Source organism: Nitrosomonas sp. Is24, from assembly GCF_033063335.1.
GTDB lineage: Bacteria > Pseudomonadota > Gammaproteobacteria > Burkholderiales > Nitrosomonadaceae > Nitrosomonas.
Genome location: NZ_JAWJZG010000001.1, coordinates 2671325 through 2689528 on the forward strand (window position 1 = coordinate 2671325; position 18204 = coordinate 2689528).

16 protein-coding genes are annotated in these 18204 nt (G+C 51.9%); 10 read left to right on the forward strand and 6 right to left on the reverse strand.

The window, feature by feature from the left end; genetic code table 11:
- Positions 1 to 9 precede the first annotated feature (9 nt).
- The 6 genes from R2103_RS12240 to R2103_RS12265 all read right to left on the reverse strand — a co-directional run bounded on the left by R2103_RS12240 (position 10) and on the right by R2103_RS12265 (position 8255).
- On the reverse strand, positions 10 to 678 hold the full coding sequence (locus R2103_RS12240; RefSeq protein ID WP_317531671.1) for a PEP-CTERM sorting domain-containing protein: 669 nt from the start codon (positions 676 to 678) through the stop codon (positions 10 to 12).
- Positions 679 to 873: 195 nt separating this feature from the next.
- On the reverse strand, positions 874 to 4071 hold the full coding sequence (locus R2103_RS12245; protein ID WP_317531672.1) for a CusA/CzcA family heavy metal efflux RND transporter: 3198 nt from the start codon (positions 4069 to 4071) through the stop codon (positions 874 to 876).
- Between the two features lie 32 nt (positions 4072 to 4103).
- Positions 4104 to 5603, reverse strand: coding sequence for an efflux RND transporter periplasmic adaptor subunit (locus tag R2103_RS12250; protein ID WP_317532094.1), 1500 nt, complete (start codon positions 5601 to 5603; stop codon positions 4104 to 4106).
- Between the two features lie 27 nt (positions 5604 to 5630).
- Entirely contained in the window at positions 5631 to 7055 is a 1425-nt protein-coding gene (locus R2103_RS12255; RefSeq protein WP_317531673.1) for a TolC family protein, read from the reverse strand.
- Between the two features lie 128 nt (positions 7056 to 7183).
- A complete protein-coding gene (locus R2103_RS12260) occupies positions 7184 to 7525 on the reverse strand; it encodes a hypothetical protein (protein WP_317531674.1) in 342 nt (113 codons plus the stop codon).
- Between the two features lie 133 nt (positions 7526 to 7658).
- The gene (locus tag R2103_RS12265) at positions 7659 to 8255 is read right to left on the reverse strand and encodes a Maf family protein (protein WP_317531675.1); all 597 of its coding nucleotides are present in this window, start codon (positions 8253 to 8255) and stop codon (positions 7659 to 7661) included.
- Between the two features lie 56 nt (positions 8256 to 8311).
- Between R2103_RS12265 and R2103_RS12270 the strand changes: the two genes are divergently transcribed.
- The 10 genes from R2103_RS12270 to R2103_RS12315 all read left to right on the forward strand — a co-directional run bounded on the left by R2103_RS12270 (position 8312) and on the right by R2103_RS12315 (position 18193).
- Positions 8312 to 8827 (forward strand): YceD family protein, encoded by a 516-nt coding sequence (locus R2103_RS12270; RefSeq protein ID WP_317531676.1) that lies wholly within the window; start codon positions 8312 to 8314, stop codon positions 8825 to 8827.
- 18 nt (positions 8828 to 8845) lie between these two features.
- Complete coding sequence (rpmF, locus tag R2103_RS12275; RefSeq protein ID WP_132424301.1) at positions 8846 to 9025, forward strand: 50S ribosomal protein L32; 180 nt, start codon at positions 8846 to 8848, stop codon at positions 9023 to 9025.
- A gap of 66 nt (positions 9026 to 9091) precedes the next feature.
- Positions 9092 to 10132: a phosphate acyltransferase PlsX gene (gene plsX / locus R2103_RS12280; protein WP_317531677.1), complete on the forward strand. Its 1041-nt coding sequence runs from the start codon at positions 9092 to 9094 to the stop codon at positions 10130 to 10132.
- A complete protein-coding gene (locus R2103_RS12285; RefSeq protein WP_317531678.1) occupies positions 10132 to 11088 on the forward strand; it encodes a beta-ketoacyl-ACP synthase III in 957 nt (318 codons plus the stop codon). The genes plsX and R2103_RS12285 overlap by 1 nt, the downstream gene beginning before the upstream one ends.
- Before the next feature lie 3 nt (positions 11089 to 11091).
- A complete protein-coding gene (gene fabD / locus R2103_RS12290; RefSeq protein WP_317531679.1) occupies positions 11092 to 12033 on the forward strand; it encodes an ACP S-malonyltransferase in 942 nt (313 codons plus the stop codon).
- A 50-nt stretch (positions 12034 to 12083) separates the two neighbouring features.
- A complete protein-coding gene (gene fabG, locus R2103_RS12295) occupies positions 12084 to 12827 on the forward strand; it encodes a 3-oxoacyl-ACP reductase FabG (protein ID WP_132424288.1) in 744 nt (247 codons plus the stop codon).
- Positions 12828 to 13029: 202 nt separating this feature from the next.
- On the forward strand, positions 13030 to 13272 hold the full coding sequence (gene acpP / locus R2103_RS12300) for an acyl carrier protein (protein ID WP_090316324.1): 243 nt from the start codon (positions 13030 to 13032) through the stop codon (positions 13270 to 13272).
- Positions 13273 to 13308: 36 nt separating this feature from the next.
- Positions 13309 to 14550, forward strand: a complete 1242-nt coding sequence (gene fabF, locus R2103_RS12305; protein ID WP_317531680.1) for a beta-ketoacyl-ACP synthase II — start codon at positions 13309 to 13311, stop codon at positions 14548 to 14550.
- A gap of 17 nt (positions 14551 to 14567) precedes the next feature.
- Positions 14568 to 15563 (forward strand): endolytic transglycosylase MltG, encoded by a 996-nt coding sequence (gene mltG, locus R2103_RS12310; RefSeq protein WP_317531681.1) that lies wholly within the window; start codon positions 14568 to 14570, stop codon positions 15561 to 15563.
- Positions 15564 to 15610: 47 nt separating this feature from the next.
- Complete coding sequence (locus tag R2103_RS12315; RefSeq protein WP_317531682.1) at positions 15611 to 18193, forward strand: glycosyltransferase family 39 protein; 2583 nt, start codon at positions 15611 to 15613, stop codon at positions 18191 to 18193.
- Positions 18194 to 18204 lie beyond the last annotated feature (11 nt).

Below are 18204 nucleotides of genomic sequence, written 5' to 3' on the forward strand. Positions count from 1 at the left end.
CCGCCGGATTCAGGTTGGCTCGCAGTTATTGCGGCGGTGGCGTGCGGCAAACCCCAGCAGCCCTAATCCGGCCAGTAGCATGGCATACGTTCCGGGTTCAGGGACGGCCGTCACAACGATATTATCAAAGTATACGTTGCCCGCAATTGCATCAGATCCAACAAAATCTTCCAGCATAAGATGCAGCGGCATACCATTCATGGGGGTGCCGCCATAAACAAATAGAGCGGTATTGGCATCGATCGTGATCGAATAGTTTGTCCATGCTCCATTGTGGGTCAACACCACGTTGAGTCCCGGATAACCGGCCTGAGTGCCCGCGATCCAAGTGTGCGATCCCGGTTTACCATCACTGATACCCACGAATCCGCCCAGATCATTCGTGGGAGCACCAGGGGTCTCGACACTCAAGTAATCGAAACTAACGGTATAAATTTGTGACGGCGCAAAGAAGGAAGCGGCGGTAAAAATATCACCACCGGAGCCGAGTCCAGTAAATGACAGAACGTCATTGCCACTCAGCGGATTCGCTGGATCGGCAACGACAACACCGGTTCCGACGGGATTCCATTGACCCAGACCGGATTCAAAATCTTCACTAAAAAGCGCAGTGCTCGCTTGCACGGAAAAAGACGCAAACACCGCAATCAATGCACCCAAATAATTCGAGTATTTCATGATGATCTCCCTTGTTAAAAAATCTTGATACTAAAACCCCTCGCCGCAAACGGCAGGGCATTCAGTACACCTATCCAATAATCACTCAAAAACATCGCAGCCGATATCAGTAGAAATACGCAGGATCGGCGCTTACACTTTATATCAGTGTTTTATGTGCCTCAACATTGAGCTCACCAAACCTGAATCAAAACCTCAACTAGCCGTTGCATTCCGCCGGTGCACCAATTGATACAACACCGGCACCACCAGCAATGACAGCAAAGATTGCGACAATGTGCTGCCGATCATCACGGTCGCCAGGGTGCGTTGCACTTCCGCACCGGTGGTGGTGCTCAGCGCCATCGGCAAGAAACCTAGCGATTCGACCCACGTGGTGATCAGGACCGGGCGCAGCCGCAATAGCGCCCCGGTCCTGATGGCTTCTTCGAGCTTTAACCCCTGCGCGCGCAAATCGCGGATAAACGACAGCAGCACCAGACCATCCAGCACCGCCACGCCGGACATGGCGATGAATCCGACCCCAGCGGAAATCGATAGCGGAATATCGCGCAGCCACAGCGCGACGATGCCGCCGGTAATCGCCAATGGCACCGCGCTGAACACCAACAAGCTATCGCGCATACTGCCAAGCATGGTGTACAACAGGAAAAATACCAATCCAAGCGCCAGCGGAATAACAATCTGCAAGCGTTCCGCCGCCATGATCAACTGCTCGAATTGTCCGCCCCACGACAACCAATAACCGGCGGGCATTTTGACTTGCTTGGCAATATGTTCTTGCGCCTCCATGACAAACGACCCGATGTCGCGGCCACGCACGTTGGCGGTGATCACCACGCGGCGCTTGCCGTTTTCCCGGCTGATTTGATTGGGGCCTTTGGCAATGTGCAGATCAGCGACCTCGCCAAGCGCCACATACACCGGCAATGGCGCGGCTGGAGCATTTTGGCCGCCGCCTGCTAACAACGGATTCACTGCCATATTCTGCGCTCCCGGCGCGACCGGTACCGGCAGCTTGACCGGCAGGCGTTTGAGCATTTCGATATCACCGCGAATCTGTTCCGGCAGCCGCACTTGCAACTCGAAACGGCGGTCGCCTTCAAAAATCAAACCGGTCGTTCTGCCGCCGATAGCGATATTGATCGCGTCTTGCACATCGCTGCCATTGAGACCGTAACGCGCCATTTTGGTACGATCCATCTGAATCGATAGCACTGGTAAGCCGGTAATTTGTTCTACCCGCACATCTGCCGCGCCGGGCACCGCCTTGATGATTTTTTCAATCCGTTCGGCAAGATTGAGCATGACATCGAGATCGTCGCCGAATACTTTCACCGCGACATCCGCGCGCACGCCGGATAGCAGTTCGTTGAAGCGCATTTGTATCGGCTGCGTGAACTCGTAATTGTTACCCGGCACTTTGCGCACCGCTTCCTCCATCGCCGCGATCAATTCCTGCTTGCTGCGATACTTACCGGACCATTCGGATTGCGGTTTGATAATGATGAAGATATCCGCAACACTCGGCGGCATCGGATCGGTCGCGATTTCCGCTGTACCGATTTTGGAAAACACCCGGCTGACTTCGGAAAACTTCTTGATCGTTTCTTCCAGCTCATTCTGCATCTCAACGGCTGTACTGAGGCTGGTACCGGGAATACGGATGGCGTGCAGCGCAATATCCTCTTCGTCCAAGCTGGGAATAAACTCACTGCCCATGCGCGTGGTCAGCAGCAGCGACAAAATCACGATAACAGCAGCGATGGTCACCGTTAACCCCTTGTTATCCATCGCAACATCCAATGCAGGCGCGTAGATTTTCTTCGCCCATAGCACTGCGGCACCTTCTTTTTCCATCATTTTGCCGGAGAGAAACATGGCCACCGCCGCCGGCACAAACGTCACCGACAGAAATACCGCGCCCAGCAATGCCAGCAATACCGTGTATGCCATCGGATGAAACATCTTGCCTTCCACACCGGACAGCGCAAACACCGGCAGATAAACCACCATGATGATAATCTGCCCGAACAGCAGGGCTTCCCTGACTTCTTTGGAAGCATCGAAAACGATCTCGAAGCGTTCGTCAGGCGTCAATTCCCGCCCCATTCGCCCTTGTTCCAGCGAAAGACGGCGAATACAGTTCTCCACGATGATGACAGCGCCGTCGACAATGATACCGAAATCAAGCGCACCCAGACTCAGCAGATTGGCACTGACATTACTGGCTACCATGCCGCTGATGGTGAACAACATCGCCAGCGGAATAATCAGCGCGGTGATCAGCGCAGCGCGCAGATTGCCAAGCGATATGAACAGTACCACGATGACCAGCGCGGCGCCTTCCATCAAGTTGTTTGAAACCGTGCTGATGGTTTTGTCGACCAGCGTAGTACGGTTATAAACTGGTGTTGCAGTGATACCGGCAGGCAAACCGCGGTTGATTTCGGCCAGTTTTTCCGCCGCCGCCTGCGAAACGGTGCGGCTGTTTTCCCCGATCAGCATAAACGCCGTACCCAGCACCACTTCGTGGCCGTTCTGCGTCGCGGCACCAGTACGCAGCTCCTTGCCGATCAGCACATCGGCGACATTCTTGACGCGTATTGGAACACCCTGATTACTGCCCAGAATGATCTCGCCGATTTCGACCAGATCGGCCACTTGTCCCGGCACCCTGACCAGATACTGTTCGCCGCTTTTCTCGATGTAACCCGCACCGATGTTGAGATTGTTACGCTCCAGCGCCAGCACCAAGTCTTGCAGCGTCAAACCAAACGATATCAGTTTCTCCGGATAAGGCGTGACATGAAATTGCTTGACGTAGCCGCCGACCGAGTTGACCTCCGTCACCCCTTTCACCATGCGCATGCGGGGTTTGACGATCCAGTCTTGCAACTCGCGCAAATCCATCGACGTATACGGCGTGCCATCCGGTTTGCGCGCCTCGGGATCGGCATCGACAGTCCACATGAAAATTTCACCCAGACCCGTCGAAATCGGCCCTATGGTCGGGACAATCGCGACTGGCAACCGGCTTCTGACTTCTTGAATGCGTTGACTGACCAGTTGCCGCACCAGGTAGATATCGGTGCCATCCTTAAAAATCACCGTAACTTGCGATAAGCCGTAACGCGACAGAGAACGGGTATATTCCAGACCGGGCAGTCCGGCCATCGCCATTTCGATCGGAAAGGTAATGCGCTGTTCGGCTTCCAGGGGCGAATAACCGGGCGCCGTGGTATTGATTTGCACCTGCACATTGGTGATGTCCGGCACCGCGTCGATCGGCAGCTTCAGGTAGTTGTACATGCCGAATGCGGCCATTGCCAGTACTGCTAACAAAACAAGCCCGCGCTGGTATATCGATATTTTCAAAATCCGTTCAAACATGATTTTTCCTTGGGTAGCTTATTTTGAGTTGGCTAATGGTCATGCGATGCACCGGCTTTATCGATATCGGCCTTGATGGCGAAGCTGTTGCCCGAAGCATAACGCTCCCCGGCAGCCAATCCTTTCAACACCTCCACCATTTTGCCGTCGCTGCGGCCCAATTCCAGCGGGCGCGCTTCGAGATAGCCGCCGTAACGGCCAAACACCACCGTCCAGTCACGGAACGTCTGTATCGCTTGCGCCGAAACCGCAACCGGCACTTCTATTTCGTCGGATACCAGCTCGATGTTGACGAACATGCCGGGATGCCAGCGGCCGTCCTTGTTGTCCAGGATGACTCGCGCCGTGGCCGTGCGCGTCTGCCCGCCGATCAACGTGGTGATATACGTGACAACGCCTTCGCCTTCGACGTCGAAGGCGGTCGCTTTGATCAAGGCTTTCTGCCCGACTCTGACGATACTCAGATCTTTCGGGTATACCGTCACGGCGGTCCACACCGTCGACATATCGGCCACGGTGAAGATGGTGATATCCTCTTTCAACGCCGCGCCCAGAGCCACCGTCCGGGTAATGATGAGCCCGGAAATCGGCGCGCGCACTTCGTAGCGGGTCAGTTCTTTTGCCGGCAATCCCGGCTCAGGCCGGACACCCAGCGCTTTCAGCTTTTCCGCAGCCAGATCAACCGCGATCTGGGCTTCGTTCAATACCAATTCCGCCGCCAGATAATCCTGTTTGGCCGATATTTTCTCTTCCCACAATTGCTTTTCCCGCTGATAAACGGTTCGCGCCAGCGACAGCCGTTTCTGAGCGGCCATGTACTGACTATGCAAATCCGCCAGCATTTGGCTTTCGATAACCGCCAGCACGTCGCCTTTTTTCACCATCTGTCCCGGCTCGAAATTCACCTCCGCCACCACGCCGGGCAAACGCGGCACCACTTGCACGATCCTATCGGGATTAAACACAATTTCGCCCGGCAGCTTGAGTGTTGACTTGATCATGGCCGGACCGGCCATTTGTATCTCGACACCCATCGTTTTGAGCATCTCATCCGTCATTTCCAAGCGCGCCTCAACTTGGCTGGAGCCCCAGCGGAATGTCTGTCCGTTGCGCTCGGCGGCAATCGCCAGATCAAATGAATGCGGTTCCTCCACCACTTGATCGCCGAGCAGATAATCGGCTTCCGGTGCAAACTTAATCAGCTGCACCGGCGCCCCAAGCCGTGTCAATGCGATAGACACCTTGGCGGCAGCCGGTGGAAGCGGCTTGCCGTTTTCGTACAGATAAATCCGGAACTGCGGCGGCACGCCTTTTTCAAAGATCGTCAATTCCAGCCCAAAACCATTGTCAGCAAACAATTTGCCGCCTCTTGGACCGGTATCCAGCTGATTCTCACCCGCTATCCCGCTGGCATCGCCAGCCGCCGTCTCCGCTGTGTCTGCCGACGGTTTATCCAGCAACAAAATCAATCCCGCCAGTACAATGCCTATGGCAATGACGATCAGGATTGGCATCAATCGCGTTTTATTCATCATGTATCCTTTTTACTTTTTCCGCTGTTAAGGCAAACGTCCGTTGATTTCATGCTTGGGCTTGATGCTATCGATAGGCGCTGCGATCAGGCGTTCTATGTCGTTCATCAGGCGCTGATAGTTTGCCAACGCACGCACATAGAGCAGTTGATTCTGAAACAGCACGCGCTGCGCATCGAGCAGCTCCAGCAAACCGAATTTTCCCAGCTCATAACCTCTACGCATCACATTGAAGGCGCTCCGGGCGCCGGGCAAGATTTCATCGCGCAGAATATTGATTTCATTCCACACCGCCGACATCGTTTCATACGATTGCGCCAGCTCGGTTCTAAGCCGTATGTCGGTCGCCACTTGTTCATCAACGGCTTTATCCACGCGCTGATAAGCCTCCTTGAGATTGCCTTGATTGCGATCGAAGAGCGGCAATGGAATCATCACGCCCGCGACCGCCGTGGTGCCGCCCAATTGCGCATGATGCACAGCACCGGCACTCAGGGTCAGATTGGGAATGCGGCGGGTCTGCTCGACTTCGACCAGCGCTTTGCGATGTTCAATGTTTTTCATGGCACGCAGCGCCATCGGATTTTCTAGCACACGGTCTTGCAGCGTTTGAAAATCGGGCGGTGCAATCGATGTTTCCAGAGTCCCCAAGGCTTTAGCAAACTGCGGCACGGCGCTATCCCATAGCAAGGCAAGCCGTTTCCGGGCGGAAATCAGATCCCGTTGCGCCTGCTCGAATTCGATGCGCGCCGTAGACAGTCCGACTTTGGCTCTGGTTTCTTCAATAGGAGGCACCTTGCCTGCCTGCACCCGCAAAACCACGGTATCCACCACATTTTGCGCCAGCTGCCTGGTTTCCTCCGCGAGCTTGAGCCGTTCCTGGCCGGCCAGCACTTCGGTAAACACATTAGCCACCCGGGCTATGATTTCCACGCGCCTGGACTCATAGTCCCGCGCAGCCAGTTCCTCATTCAACCGGGCGGCGCCAACCCGGGCGGCGCGTTTGCCGCCCAGTTCTATCAATTGCCCGATACGGATGGTGGTCAACTGCTGCACCACCTCCTGCGATACCGAATCCTGCGAATTGATGTCGCCGCTCAGCTTTTGTATATTCCCGGGATTCTCAACATTCACCGACAATTCCGGGTTTCTCAGTAACCCCGCTTGCAGGGTAGCCCCTTCCAGCGCGCGCATTTCCTTGGCAAACGACGCCAATTCGGGATTACGAAGCAAAGCCAGATTGACGGCGTCACGCAACGTGAGATCACCCGTCTCATGCGCGGACGAGTCTGCTGTTTGACTTTTGATACCGTCAGGCGCAACGCCGAAAGCATCGGCGCTGACATCGACCTGGAACGAAAAACCCAGTAAAAAAAAGAACCCCGGCAAGATACGCCGCAATCCGGATACCGCCCAATAGCACGGCGCGATCGATAAGCCGCTCAATGTCATAAATCCTCCGCATAAACCTATGCTATGCAAATGTGAAACGGATCATCGAAAAATCAGAACTGATCTGTTTTTTGCATAACTATGGATTATTACCATCCATCCACAAAAAATACTTTTTAAAATCTGGTTTATAGCAAACGAAGGGCGCGCGGAGGACGCAGGGGCAAATCCGGGATTGTCTCGGGAATCAAGGAAGAAATGAACACCACCATGACTTCCGTCACAACTACATCGGGAATCAAGGGGAAAGAATGAAAGAAAAACGGCTGGTATTGCCCTGCCGAATGCAGGCACAAGTGCGTTGTCGCGTCGAGATCGACACCTTCCCACGACACATTATTGCGATGCAGCTCCAAATGCGTTGCAGGATCGGCGGACAAGGATTGACGGACATGATCCAGTTCATGGGCAAATACTTCACCTCTGAACGATAAGCTCAATCCATTCGTCAATATGCTGACAATAAGCATAAAGATGATTGGATAAGCCGAATATTTCCGCATAAAGTATTTAATCTATAAAAAATGAAAATTTCATTTAAGCGCAATCATTCCACAGAATGATGCTATTTGCAATTTAGAAGTTTATGAAAAAAATCAAACTTTATAAAATTCCAACGTCCTCAGCCATCAGCATATCCACCAGCGCAATGAGCGGCAATCCGATCAGGCCATTCGGATCATCCCCGGTCATGCGTTCAATGAGCGCAATCCCCAGTCCCTCGGATTTTGCACTACCGGCGCAGTGATAAGGCTGCTCTTTGCACAAATAATTTTCAATTTGCTGGTCGCTCAGCGGGCGGAATTTGACGTGATAAGGAATGACACGCGACTGCAAACGATCCGCCGCGCTATTCAGCAGACATAAAGCGGTATAAAAAACAACCTCTTTACCTCGAACCAGTTGCAATTGTTTTACCGCATTCTGATGATTCAAGGGCTTGCCGAGTGGAATATTCCCCAATGCCGCGACTTGATCGGAACCGATAATTAAGGCATGCGGATAAGTCTTCGCCACGGCACGCGCTTTTGCCTCAGCCAAACGCACTGCTGTTTCTTCGGGCGATTCATTGGGCAGCGGTGTCTCATTAATATCCGGATGTTCCGTTTCAAAGGGAAGCTGCAACCGTTGCAGTAATTCCTTACGATAAATCGAACTGGATCCCAGTATAATTTGCGGGGTAATGTTTTGTGTTTTCAAAATTTCCTTCTGTAATTTTTGACACTTAGGTTTAAAAAATATAACATGCGCGCCTTATGTCTGATAGGTTAGTCATAGACTCTCTGGATTTTGTGCGTAATGCGGGCAGTCGTCATGGTAAAATCCCGTTGGTTGAGCTTGTGCGCTTACATGATCTGTTATTTGATCAGGAAGGGGAGCTAATCTATCAAATCAGCGGCCAATTCGACAAGAATGAAAGGCCGGGGATATACGTTGAAATAACTGGAAAAATCCATCTTCATTGTCAACGCTGTCTTGGTAAACTAGTGCATCATATTGATTTGAAGACGTTTCTGATACTGGCTAAAAACGAAACAGAGCTGGAACTGGCCGATGATGACGATACGATTGATGCGATTATAGCAGCCCCTGATCTGGATGTTTTTAATTTAATTGAAGATGAAGTGATTCTCAGCTTATCGATCGCATTGCGTCACGCGGATAACGAATGCAGCATGTTTAAACTGAAATCAAACGGTAACGGCTTAGCTGATAAAACACAACCGGCACACCCTTTTGCAGCATTGGCAGCATTAAAAAAGAAAAATTGAGTTCAAGGAGTTATTCACATGGCAGTCCAGCAAAATAAAAAATCCCCATCAAAACGCGGCATGCACCGTTCACATGATTTTTTGACCAATCCGCCATTAGCGGTAGAGTCAAGCACGGGAGAAATGCATTTACGCCATCATATCAGCCCTAACGGCTATTATCGCGGCAAAAAAGTGGTTAAAACCAAAAACGATTAAAAACACAATTCTTATTGCTACAGATCGCATCAACTATAGCTTCTTCCAGCCGCAAGAGCACCGAAATTGGATATCACTGTAGCAATAGACTGTATGGGGGGCGATCATGGCCCCCACGTGACCGTTCCATCCGCGCTCGAATATTTGCGCCAGGACCCTGAAGCCAATATTATTTTAGTCGGCATTCCCGATGCCATCGAGGCAGAACTGCGCGCCGCTAAATCCGAGTTTGGCCCAAGAATCCGCTTACATCCGGCAAGTGAAGTTGTCGGCATGGATGAATCACCGGCCACAGCCTTGCGCGGCAAAAAAGACTCCTCCATGCGTGTCGCCATAAATCTCGTCAAAACCGGTGAAGCGCAGGCTTGTATCAGCGCTGGCAACACTGGTGCGTTGCTGGCTACTTCCCGCTTTGTCTTAAAAACGATCCCAGGCGTTGACCGCCCGGCGCTGGCGGTAATATTGCCGACCAGTACCGGCCACACTTACGTGCTGGACTTGGGCGCTAACGTCGATTGCACGGCGGAACACTTGTTCCAATTTGGCATCATGGGCGCATCCCTGGTATCCTCGGTAGAGAATAAAGCCTTCCCAAGCGTCGGATTGCTCAACATCGGCGAGGAAGAAATCAAAGGCAATGAAATAGTCAAGCAGGCGGCTGAATTACTGCGCAATAGCGGTCTCAATTTTTATGGCAACGTGGAAGGCAACGATATTTACAAAGGAACCACGGATGTCGTGGTATGCGATGGCTTTGTCGGCAACATCACGCTAAAAACTTCCGAAGGCTTAGCACAAATGTTGGCAGCCTATCTGCGTGAGGAATTCAAACGCAATCTGCTGACAAAACTCGCCGGTGTCATTGCGATGCCGGTCATCAACTCCTTTAAGCGCCGCGTTGATCACCGGCGTTATAACGGTGCCAGTTTCCTGGGTTTACGCGGCATCGTGATTAAAAGCCATGGCTCGGCGGACAAATATGCTTTTGGTTTTGCCATCAAGCGCGCCGCCGACGAGGTGCGCGGCGGCATGCTGCGGCGCATTAGTGAACGGGTAGCCGAGTTCTCCCGTCATTCTCAAACTTCCTCTAAAGAAATAATACGATAATGTATTCAAGAATCACTGGAACAGGCAGTTATTTACCGGAGAAAATTCTCACTAATCTTGATCTGGAACGCATGGTGGATACCAGCGATGAGTGGATCCGCACGCGCACCGGCATCACGCAGCGGCATATTGCCGGAGAAGGTCAAGTGGCCAGCGATCTGGCGCTGTATGCGTGTCAGAATGCCATGCAGGCTGCCGGTGTAACCGGTCAGGACATCGATCTCATTATCGTCGCCACCACGACGCCGGATATGATTTTCCCGAGCACCGCCTGTATTTTGCAAAACAAGCTGGGCATCGAAAATTGTCCGGCTTTTGATGTGCAGGCTGTCTGTAGCGGTTTTGTTTATGCGCTTGCCACAGCCGATATGTTTGTCAGTTCCGGCAAATGCCGCAATGCGCTCGTAGTAGGCAGTGAAATCTATTCGAAAATAATGGATTGGAATGACCGCAGCACTTGTGTGTTATTCGGTGATGGCGCAGGAGCAGTCGTACTTTCGCAGAGCGATCAACCCGGTATTTTATCGACGCATCTGCACGCCAGCGGCAGCCATAGCAACATTCTTTCCGCACCGGGAAGCATCAGCGGGGGAAAAGTACAAGGCACGCCTTATATCAACATGGAAGGCAATGCTGTATTCAAATTCGCCGTCAAAGTGCTGGAAGAAGTCGTACAGGAAGCGGTGGCAAAAAACAATTTGCAATCCACCGATATCGATTGGCTGATTCCGCATCAGGCGAATATCCGGATTATTCAATCAACCGCCAGAAAACTTGGATTGCCGATGGACAAAGTGGTTGTAGCCGTGGACAAGCACGGCAACACCTCCGCCGCTTCCATCCCGCTCGCACTGGACATGGCTGTGCGTGACGGACGTATTCAGCGCGATCAATTGGTTTTACTGGAAGGTGTCGGCGGTGGTTTTACATGGGGAGCAGTCTTACTGCGTTGGTGATTTATGAAATTTGCATTTGTATTTCCGGGCCAAGGATCGCAATCCGTCGGCATGATGAATGGGTACAGCGATTTACCCGTCATTCAGGAAACCTTTCAAGAAGCGTCCGATATCCTTAAGCAGGATCTTTGGTCCATGGTCGTTAACGGCCCGGCGGATGATCTCAATCTGACGATCAATACCCAACCGCTCATGCTGACCGCAGGGATCGCAGTGTACCGCGCCTGGGGAAGTCTGGGCGGCGAGCCACCGGCATTGATGGCCGGGCATAGCTTGGGTGAATATACCGCGCTGGTCGCCTCGGAAGCATTGAGTTTTGCCGATGCCTTGGCATTGGTGCGTTTTCGCGCACAAGCCATGCAACAAGCCGTGCCGGAAGGTGTTGGCGGCATGGCGGCGATTTTGGGACTGGACGATGAAATCATCGAAACCATCTGCCGTGATATCGCCAGTCAAAACAGTGAAGAATCGCTTGAACCGGCCAACTTCAATTCACCGGGACAAATCGTCATCGCCGGGCATAAGAATGCCATTGTGCAGGGAATCGAACTGGCTAAGTCGAAGGGAGCGAAACGCGCCATCATGCTGCCCATGAGCATCCCGTCGCACTGTTCACTGATGAAACCGGCGGCTGACAGCATGCGGCAGCAGCTAGACCATGTGACCATGCAACCGCCGCGCATCCCGGTTCTACATAATGCCGATGTAAAAACGCATAGCGATACCGCGGATATCAAAGAAATTCTGATTCGCCAGCTCACCAGCCCGGTTCGCTGGGTGGATACCGTCAAAGCGTTTGCCGCCAACGGCGTTACGCATGTTGTTGAATGCGGCCCGGGAAAAGTATTGGCCGGACTCAACAAACGCATTGACCCAAACCTGCAGCAGCTATCGCTGACAGATGGTGAAGCCGTCAAACAAGCGATTAACCATTTAAGGACATAGCATTAAAATGAACATTCGTAACACATTATCATGGCTCGATTTAAGGAGGTATGGTTTTGGAAAATAAGATAACGTTGATCACGGGCGCCAGCCGGGGTATCGGGCAAGCCATCGCAATCAAATTGGGGCAATCGGGCGCTGTCGTGATCGGAACCGCAACCACGGAAAACGGTGTCAGCGCGATTAATCAATATTTGGAAAAATCCGGTATCAAAGGAATGGGGATTGCTTTAAACGTCAACGATGCCGAGCAAATCAATCACGCCCTCCAAACCATACGGGAAAAATTCGGTGAAGTGGAAATACTGGTCAATAACGCCGGCATCACACGGGACAATTTATTGGTGCGCATGAAAGACGAGGAATGGGACGATATATTGGAAACCGATTTGAAATCAGTATTCCGGTTAAGCCGCGCAGTTCTCCGCGCCATGATGAAAGCCCGTTACGGCCGCATTATCAACATTTCCTCTGTTGTCGGCGCGATGGGCAATTTGGGGCAAGCCAATTATGCCGCCGCAAAAGCGGGGATGTTCGGATTCAGTAAATCATTGGCGCGTGAAGTGGGCAGCCGCAACATTACTGTCAATTGCGTTGCTCCCGGTTTCATCGATACCGACATGACCCGCGCGCTGGCTGATGAATTCCAGCAGAGCTTGATTCAACACGTTCCACTGGGGCGATTAGGCCGTCCGGAAGAAGTTGCTTCAGCCGTTGCTTTTCTGGCATCGTCCGCCGCAGGCTATATCACAGGCACGACACTGCACGTGAACGGCGGCATGTATATGGATTAACACAGAAACGGAATAGATTGATTCAATCGGATCGTAAAATCAGATTAATCACAAAACAATCACAAAAAGTTCTTTATAATGCGCCACCTAATTAAAAACTTAAATAGGAAGTTATGTGACCGCAGTCATGTTTTGGTTTTGCTGGCATTTAAAATTTGTTAGAATGGCACGCATTTTTCTTACCTGAGAAGGAAATACCTAGATGGAAAATATTGAGCAGCGTATTAAAAAAATTGTAGCTGAACAACTTGGTGTTAATGAAGCAGAAGTCAAAAATGAATCATCTTTCGTCAACGACCTGGGAGCAGATTCGCTCGATACGGTTGAACTGGTTATGGCATTGGAAGAAGAATTCGAATGTGAAATCCCAGATGAGCAAGCTGAAAAAATAAATACCGTCCAGGAAGCGATTGATTACGTCACCGCCAATACCAGCGCCAGTTAGTATTTTGTTTTTCAAGAATAAGTAAGCGGAGTTATTTTGTCCAAACGCAGGGTAGTCGTTACCGGATTGGGTATTGTGTCGCCTGTAGGCAGCACAGTATCCAGCGCATGGGAGGGCATCATCTCAGGAAAATCCGGTATCACCCGGATAACCCGTTTTGATGCATCGAGTTTTGCTTCACAAATTGCAGGCGAAGTGAAAGATTTCGATATTCACCAATATCTTTCTGTAAAAGAAGCGCGCCGCATGGACGTTTTCATCCATTACGGCATGGCAGCCGCAATTCAAGCCGTCAAAGACGCGGGTATCGATGATATTTCCCATCTTGATGCGGAAAAAATCGGCGTCAATATCGGTTCCGGTATCGGCGGCTTGCCGATGATCGAAAATACCGATACAGCGTATCATGCAGGTGGACCGCGTAAAATCTCTCCATTCTTTATTCCCAGCACCATTATCAATATGATCGCGGGTAATTTATCCATCATGTATGGCTATAAAGGACCCAACATCGCAATCGTAACCGCTTGTACCACGGCCACACATAGCATCGGCTATTCAGCCCGCATGATTGAGTACGGCGATGCCGATGTCATGGTGTGCGGCGGCGCGGAATCCTGTGTAACGCCGCTGGCCATCGGCGGATTTGCAGCGGCAAAAGCATTATCTGGAAACAATGACAATCCGGAAACTGCCAGCCGTCCTTGGGATGTCGACCGCGATGGCTTTGTTCTGGGCGAAGGCGCGGGGGTTCTGGTACTGGAAGAACTGGAGCACGCCAAACGGCGCGGCGCAAAAATTTATGCGGAATTGGCCGGTTTTGGCATGAGCGCGGACGCATTCCATATGACCGCTCCTTGCGACGATGGCGAGGGTGCGGCACGCTGTATGACCAATGCGCTCAAGAATGCGGGCATTAATACTACGGAAGTCGATTACATCAATGCACACGGCACATCCACTCCATTGGGTGATATCGCCGAAACCATTGCAGTCAAACGCTGCTTCGGTGAACATAGCAAGAAACTGGCAGTTAGCTCAACGAAATCAATGACCGGGCACTTGCTCGGCGCGGCCGGTGGCGTGGAAGCGGTTTTCTCCGTACTTGCGCTCCATCAGCACATTGCACCGCCAACCATCAATCTGGTCAATCAGGATCCGCAGTGTGATCTGGATTTCATTCCCAATACCGCGCGAGACATGAATATCAAGGTTGCGCTATCCAATTCCTTCGGGTTTGGAGGGACTAACGGAACACTCGTTTTCCGTAGCGTATAAATCATCATCTGTGGCGCATGCACACGCTGAAACGCCTCCTGTTCTACGCGTTTTTCGCAACCCTCCTGCTTATCGGATGGTTTTATCTTCATGTTCATTCCAGTATCACGCTACCGGTCAAGCCGTATGAATTTTCTATCCGGCATGGCAGCAACCTGAAACAAACCGCCCAGCAGTTGGCCGATGCCGGTGTCATCCACACCAAATGGTCACTAATTCTATTGGCGCGTTACCTGAACCTGGAATCCGCCATCAAGGCCGGAGACTATCTGCTGACCGAGAATATCACCCAGATCGCGCTGTTAAACTATCTGACCAAGGGCGATGCCAAGCAGCATGAAATCAGAATTCTTGAAGGTTCGACGTTTGCGCAGCTGCGAAAAACCTTAAATGAACATCCGGCCATACAAAATCAGACGGCCGGACTCAGTGATCCGGAAATTTTACACTTGATCGGCGCGGCTGAAAGTGCTGCCGAAGGATTGTTCTTCCCCGATACCTATTTTTTTGTGCGCGACAACAGCGATATCGACATCTTGCAGCGCGCCTACCGCACCATGCAAAATCACCTGCAAACCAGTTGGGAGTCACGCGCCGGATCGTTGCCGCTAACCTCGCCTTACGAAGCGCTCATTCTGGCTTCCATTATTGAGAAAGAAACCGGCCTGGAGAGTGATCGCGCTGAAATAGCCGGTGTATTTATCAACCGGCTGCGCAAAGGCATGCGGTTACAGACAGATCCCACCATCATCTATGGCATGGGCGAACAGTTTAACGGTAATTTGCGCAAACAAGATCTGCTTGCGGATCAGGAATACAACACATATACTCGCGCAGGTTTGCCGCCCACCCCGATTGCCCTGCCCAGCCTCGCTTCCATTCGTGCGGCAGTGAATCCGGCTGAAACGGATGCGCTGTATTTCGTGGCCAAAGGTAATGGGGAATCTCAATTCTCCACTAACCTGGCAGACCATAATAAAGCGGTAAATAAATACCAGAAGCTACAAAAATAAAATCATGCCGCCAATCGCCACGCCTCAACGTTAATCTGTGGAACTACATGACTCAATTTTCGATTGTAGTGCCCACATTGAATGAAGCCGGGAATATTGATTTACTGCTAACTCGTTTATCCGCACTTAACTTTGCCCCGGATAGCTTTGAAGTAATTTTCGTTGACGACGGTTCTACCGATGGCACACCGGACAAAGTGCGCGCGTGGAGAAATCAGTCTAACGTTCATCTCATTGAACGGCGCGAGAAACCCGATCTGACTGCCGCGATTCTCACCGGCATAGCCGCAGCCAAAAGTGATGTCATTGTCGTCATGGATGCCAATCTGAGCCACCCGCCGGAACAGTTACCGGCAATTGTTACGCCGGTTCTGAACGGAAACTGCGATGTCGTGATCGGCAGCCGCTACGTGGCAGGCGGTAGCACGGAAAACTGGCCGCTGTATCGGCAATTATTATCTCGTGCTGGCAGCTGGATAGCCCGCCCGCTGTGCGATGTGAACGATGCCACCTCGGGTTTCTTTGCCTTCCGCCGTGAATTGGCTGCCAGCATTTCCAACCATACGCGCGGTTACAAAATCCTGCTCGAATTGCTCATGGTCAATCAAGGGAAATTGCGCGTCATGGAGGTGCCGATTTGTTTTCGCGACCGCGCGCAGGGCTCTTTCAAATTATCATTGTCGCACCAGCAAGCCTATGTTCAACGTCTGATCACTTTGGCGGGCGGCACAGCTACACTGAATACCGCCGGACGTTTCGCCGCGGTTGGATTATTCGGCGCACTGATCGATGCCGTCGTTTTTCAGTGGATGATCAGCCGTGACGCCGGACTCGCGCTGGCTCACTTCATCAGTTTCTTCGTCGCCGCGGTCACCAACTATACGTTCAATTCAAAGTGGTCATTCCGCGAACATCATGCGGGTTATCTCAAATGGCATCAATTCGGCCGTTTTCTGACCGTCGGCGCGCTTGCATTATTACTACGCGGCGGTGTCCTGGCCCTGCTGGTTTATGTGTGGCATATACCGCCTTTACTGGCCATATTTCCGGCTATCGTGGCCACTGCGGCGGTCAATTATCTGGGCTCGGCCTTTTATGTATTCCCCAGCGAAAAAGATTTGCCCTCGCTGGATATACGCTGGCGCACCGCGGCGATCGGCATCGTGCTGTTTGCCATATTGTTACGCCTGGTTTATTTCGGCCTGGCGCAACTCATACCGGATGAAACGTATTACTGGCAGTATGCGCAACACATGGACCTGAGCTTCTATGATCACCCGCCCATGGTGGCGTGGTTAATCTGGTTCGGCACCGCTGTCGTGGGTAATAATGAATTTGGCGTACGCATCGGCGCACTGCTATGCGGCTCGATCACCTTGGGTTATTTGTATGCGCTGGCGCAGAATCTGTACGACAAATCCACCGCGATGCGCACTTTGTTATTACTGGCCATTCTACCGCTGGGATTTGGTTCCGGTCTGCTCATGACGCCTGACGCGCCGCTGGTTGCGGCTTGGGCTGCCACGCTGTATTACATGGAACGCGCGTTGGTTGCCGGTCAGCGCACGGCTTGGCTGGGCATGGGTATCGCTTTCGGCGCCGGATTATTATCCAAATACACGATCGGATTACTGGGTATCGCGGCGCTGGTGTTCGTCATCTTAGATCCAACCGCGCGGCGCTGGATGAAAAGTTTTCATCCTTATCTGGCGGCATTGCTGGCGTTATTACTTTTTTCACCGGTCATTATCTGGAACTATGAGAATGACTGGTCATCGTTTGTCTTTCAATCGAACCAGCTGCTGACGGATCACCATGAATTCGCCGTGCATTTTTTAATTTTTCACATTTTGGTGTTACTTACCCCGATCGGCTTTGCTGCGGCGCTGCTCGCCTTGTTTTCGAATAAACCCTCCGGGGATCGGCCATTCGAACGCAGACGTCAGTTATTTGTACAGATCTTCACCGGCGTTCCGCTTTGTATTTTTTTCGCCATCAGCACTTTTGAAACACCGCGTGTTCATTGGACCGGACCGATTTGGCTCGCGGTTTTACCCGCCATCGCTTGGATGATCGGCCAAACAGATCAAGTCAGCGCCTTCGCCAGACGGATTCAAGCCAGCTGGCGATTGACCATCATCAGCTGCATTTTTGTCTATGCTTTCGTATTGCACTACGTGGTGCTGGGAATACCAGGTGTACCTTATCATATGTTCACGGAACATTATTTCTGGCGGGAGACGGCGGGTGAAATCAAGCAGATTGCCGCGGAAGTGAGGCACCAGACCGGTCAGGAACCGATTATTGTCGGCATGAGCAAATGGTCCGTTGCCAGCGCGTTATATTTTTATACGCACGGCGACGATCCATTGGATATCCGATCACGCAATATGTTTGGCGACAGCGGCGCCATGTACGAATACTGGCTGCCTTCGCAGGAAGCAGCTGACCGCCCTATCATTCAGGTGGGTATGAAACGCCGCCATTTGGAGAAAACCCGGAAAAAAAATGACATTAACCACATGCTGAATCACCCAGGCCCTATCGAGTACCGGGTCATCGAACGCTACGGCACACCGGTGCGGCGTGTTTATTACCGGATTTCCCAGGGATTCAAGGGAGTCAGCTGATCCGGGATACA

Bases quoted from the DNA above. Each gene is read 5' to 3' on its own strand.
- R2103_RS12260 (WP_317531674.1), bottom strand. From the start codon at position 7,525: ATGCTTATTGTCAGCATATTGACGAATGGATTGAGCTTATCGTTCAGA.
- R2103_RS12270 (WP_317531676.1), top strand. From the start codon at position 8,312: ATGTCTGATAGGTTAGTCATAGACTCTCTGGATTTTGTGCGTAATGCG.
- R2103_RS12250 (WP_317532094.1), bottom strand. From the start codon at position 5,603: ATGAATAAAACGCGATTGATGCCAATCCTGATCGTCATTGCCATAGGC.
- fabG (WP_132424288.1), top strand. From the start codon at position 12,084: ATGGTTTTGGAAAATAAGATAACGTTGATCACGGGCGCCAGCCGGGGT.
- mltG (WP_317531681.1), top strand. From the start codon at position 14,568: ATGCACACGCTGAAACGCCTCCTGTTCTACGCGTTTTTCGCAACCCTC.
- R2103_RS12255 (WP_317531673.1), bottom strand. From the start codon at position 7,055: ATGACATTGAGCGGCTTATCGATCGCGCCGTGCTATTGGGCGGTATCC.
- R2103_RS12240 (WP_317531671.1), bottom strand. From the start codon at position 678: ATGAAATACTCGAATTATTTGGGTGCATTGATTGCGGTGTTTGCGTCT.
- R2103_RS12245 (WP_317531672.1), bottom strand. From the start codon at position 4,071: ATGTTTGAACGGATTTTGAAAATATCGATATACCAGCGCGGGCTTGTT.
- R2103_RS12315 (WP_317531682.1), top strand. From the start codon at position 15,611: ATGACTCAATTTTCGATTGTAGTGCCCACATTGAATGAAGCCGGGAAT.
- acpP (WP_090316324.1), top strand. From the start codon at position 13,030: ATGGAAAATATTGAGCAGCGTATTAAAAAAATTGTAGCTGAACAACTT.
- rpmF (WP_132424301.1), top strand. From the start codon at position 8,846: ATGGCAGTCCAGCAAAATAAAAAATCCCCATCAAAACGCGGCATGCAC.
- R2103_RS12285 (WP_317531678.1), top strand. From the start codon at position 10,132: ATGTATTCAAGAATCACTGGAACAGGCAGTTATTTACCGGAGAAAATT.
- fabD (WP_317531679.1), top strand. From the start codon at position 11,092: ATGAAATTTGCATTTGTATTTCCGGGCCAAGGATCGCAATCCGTCGGC.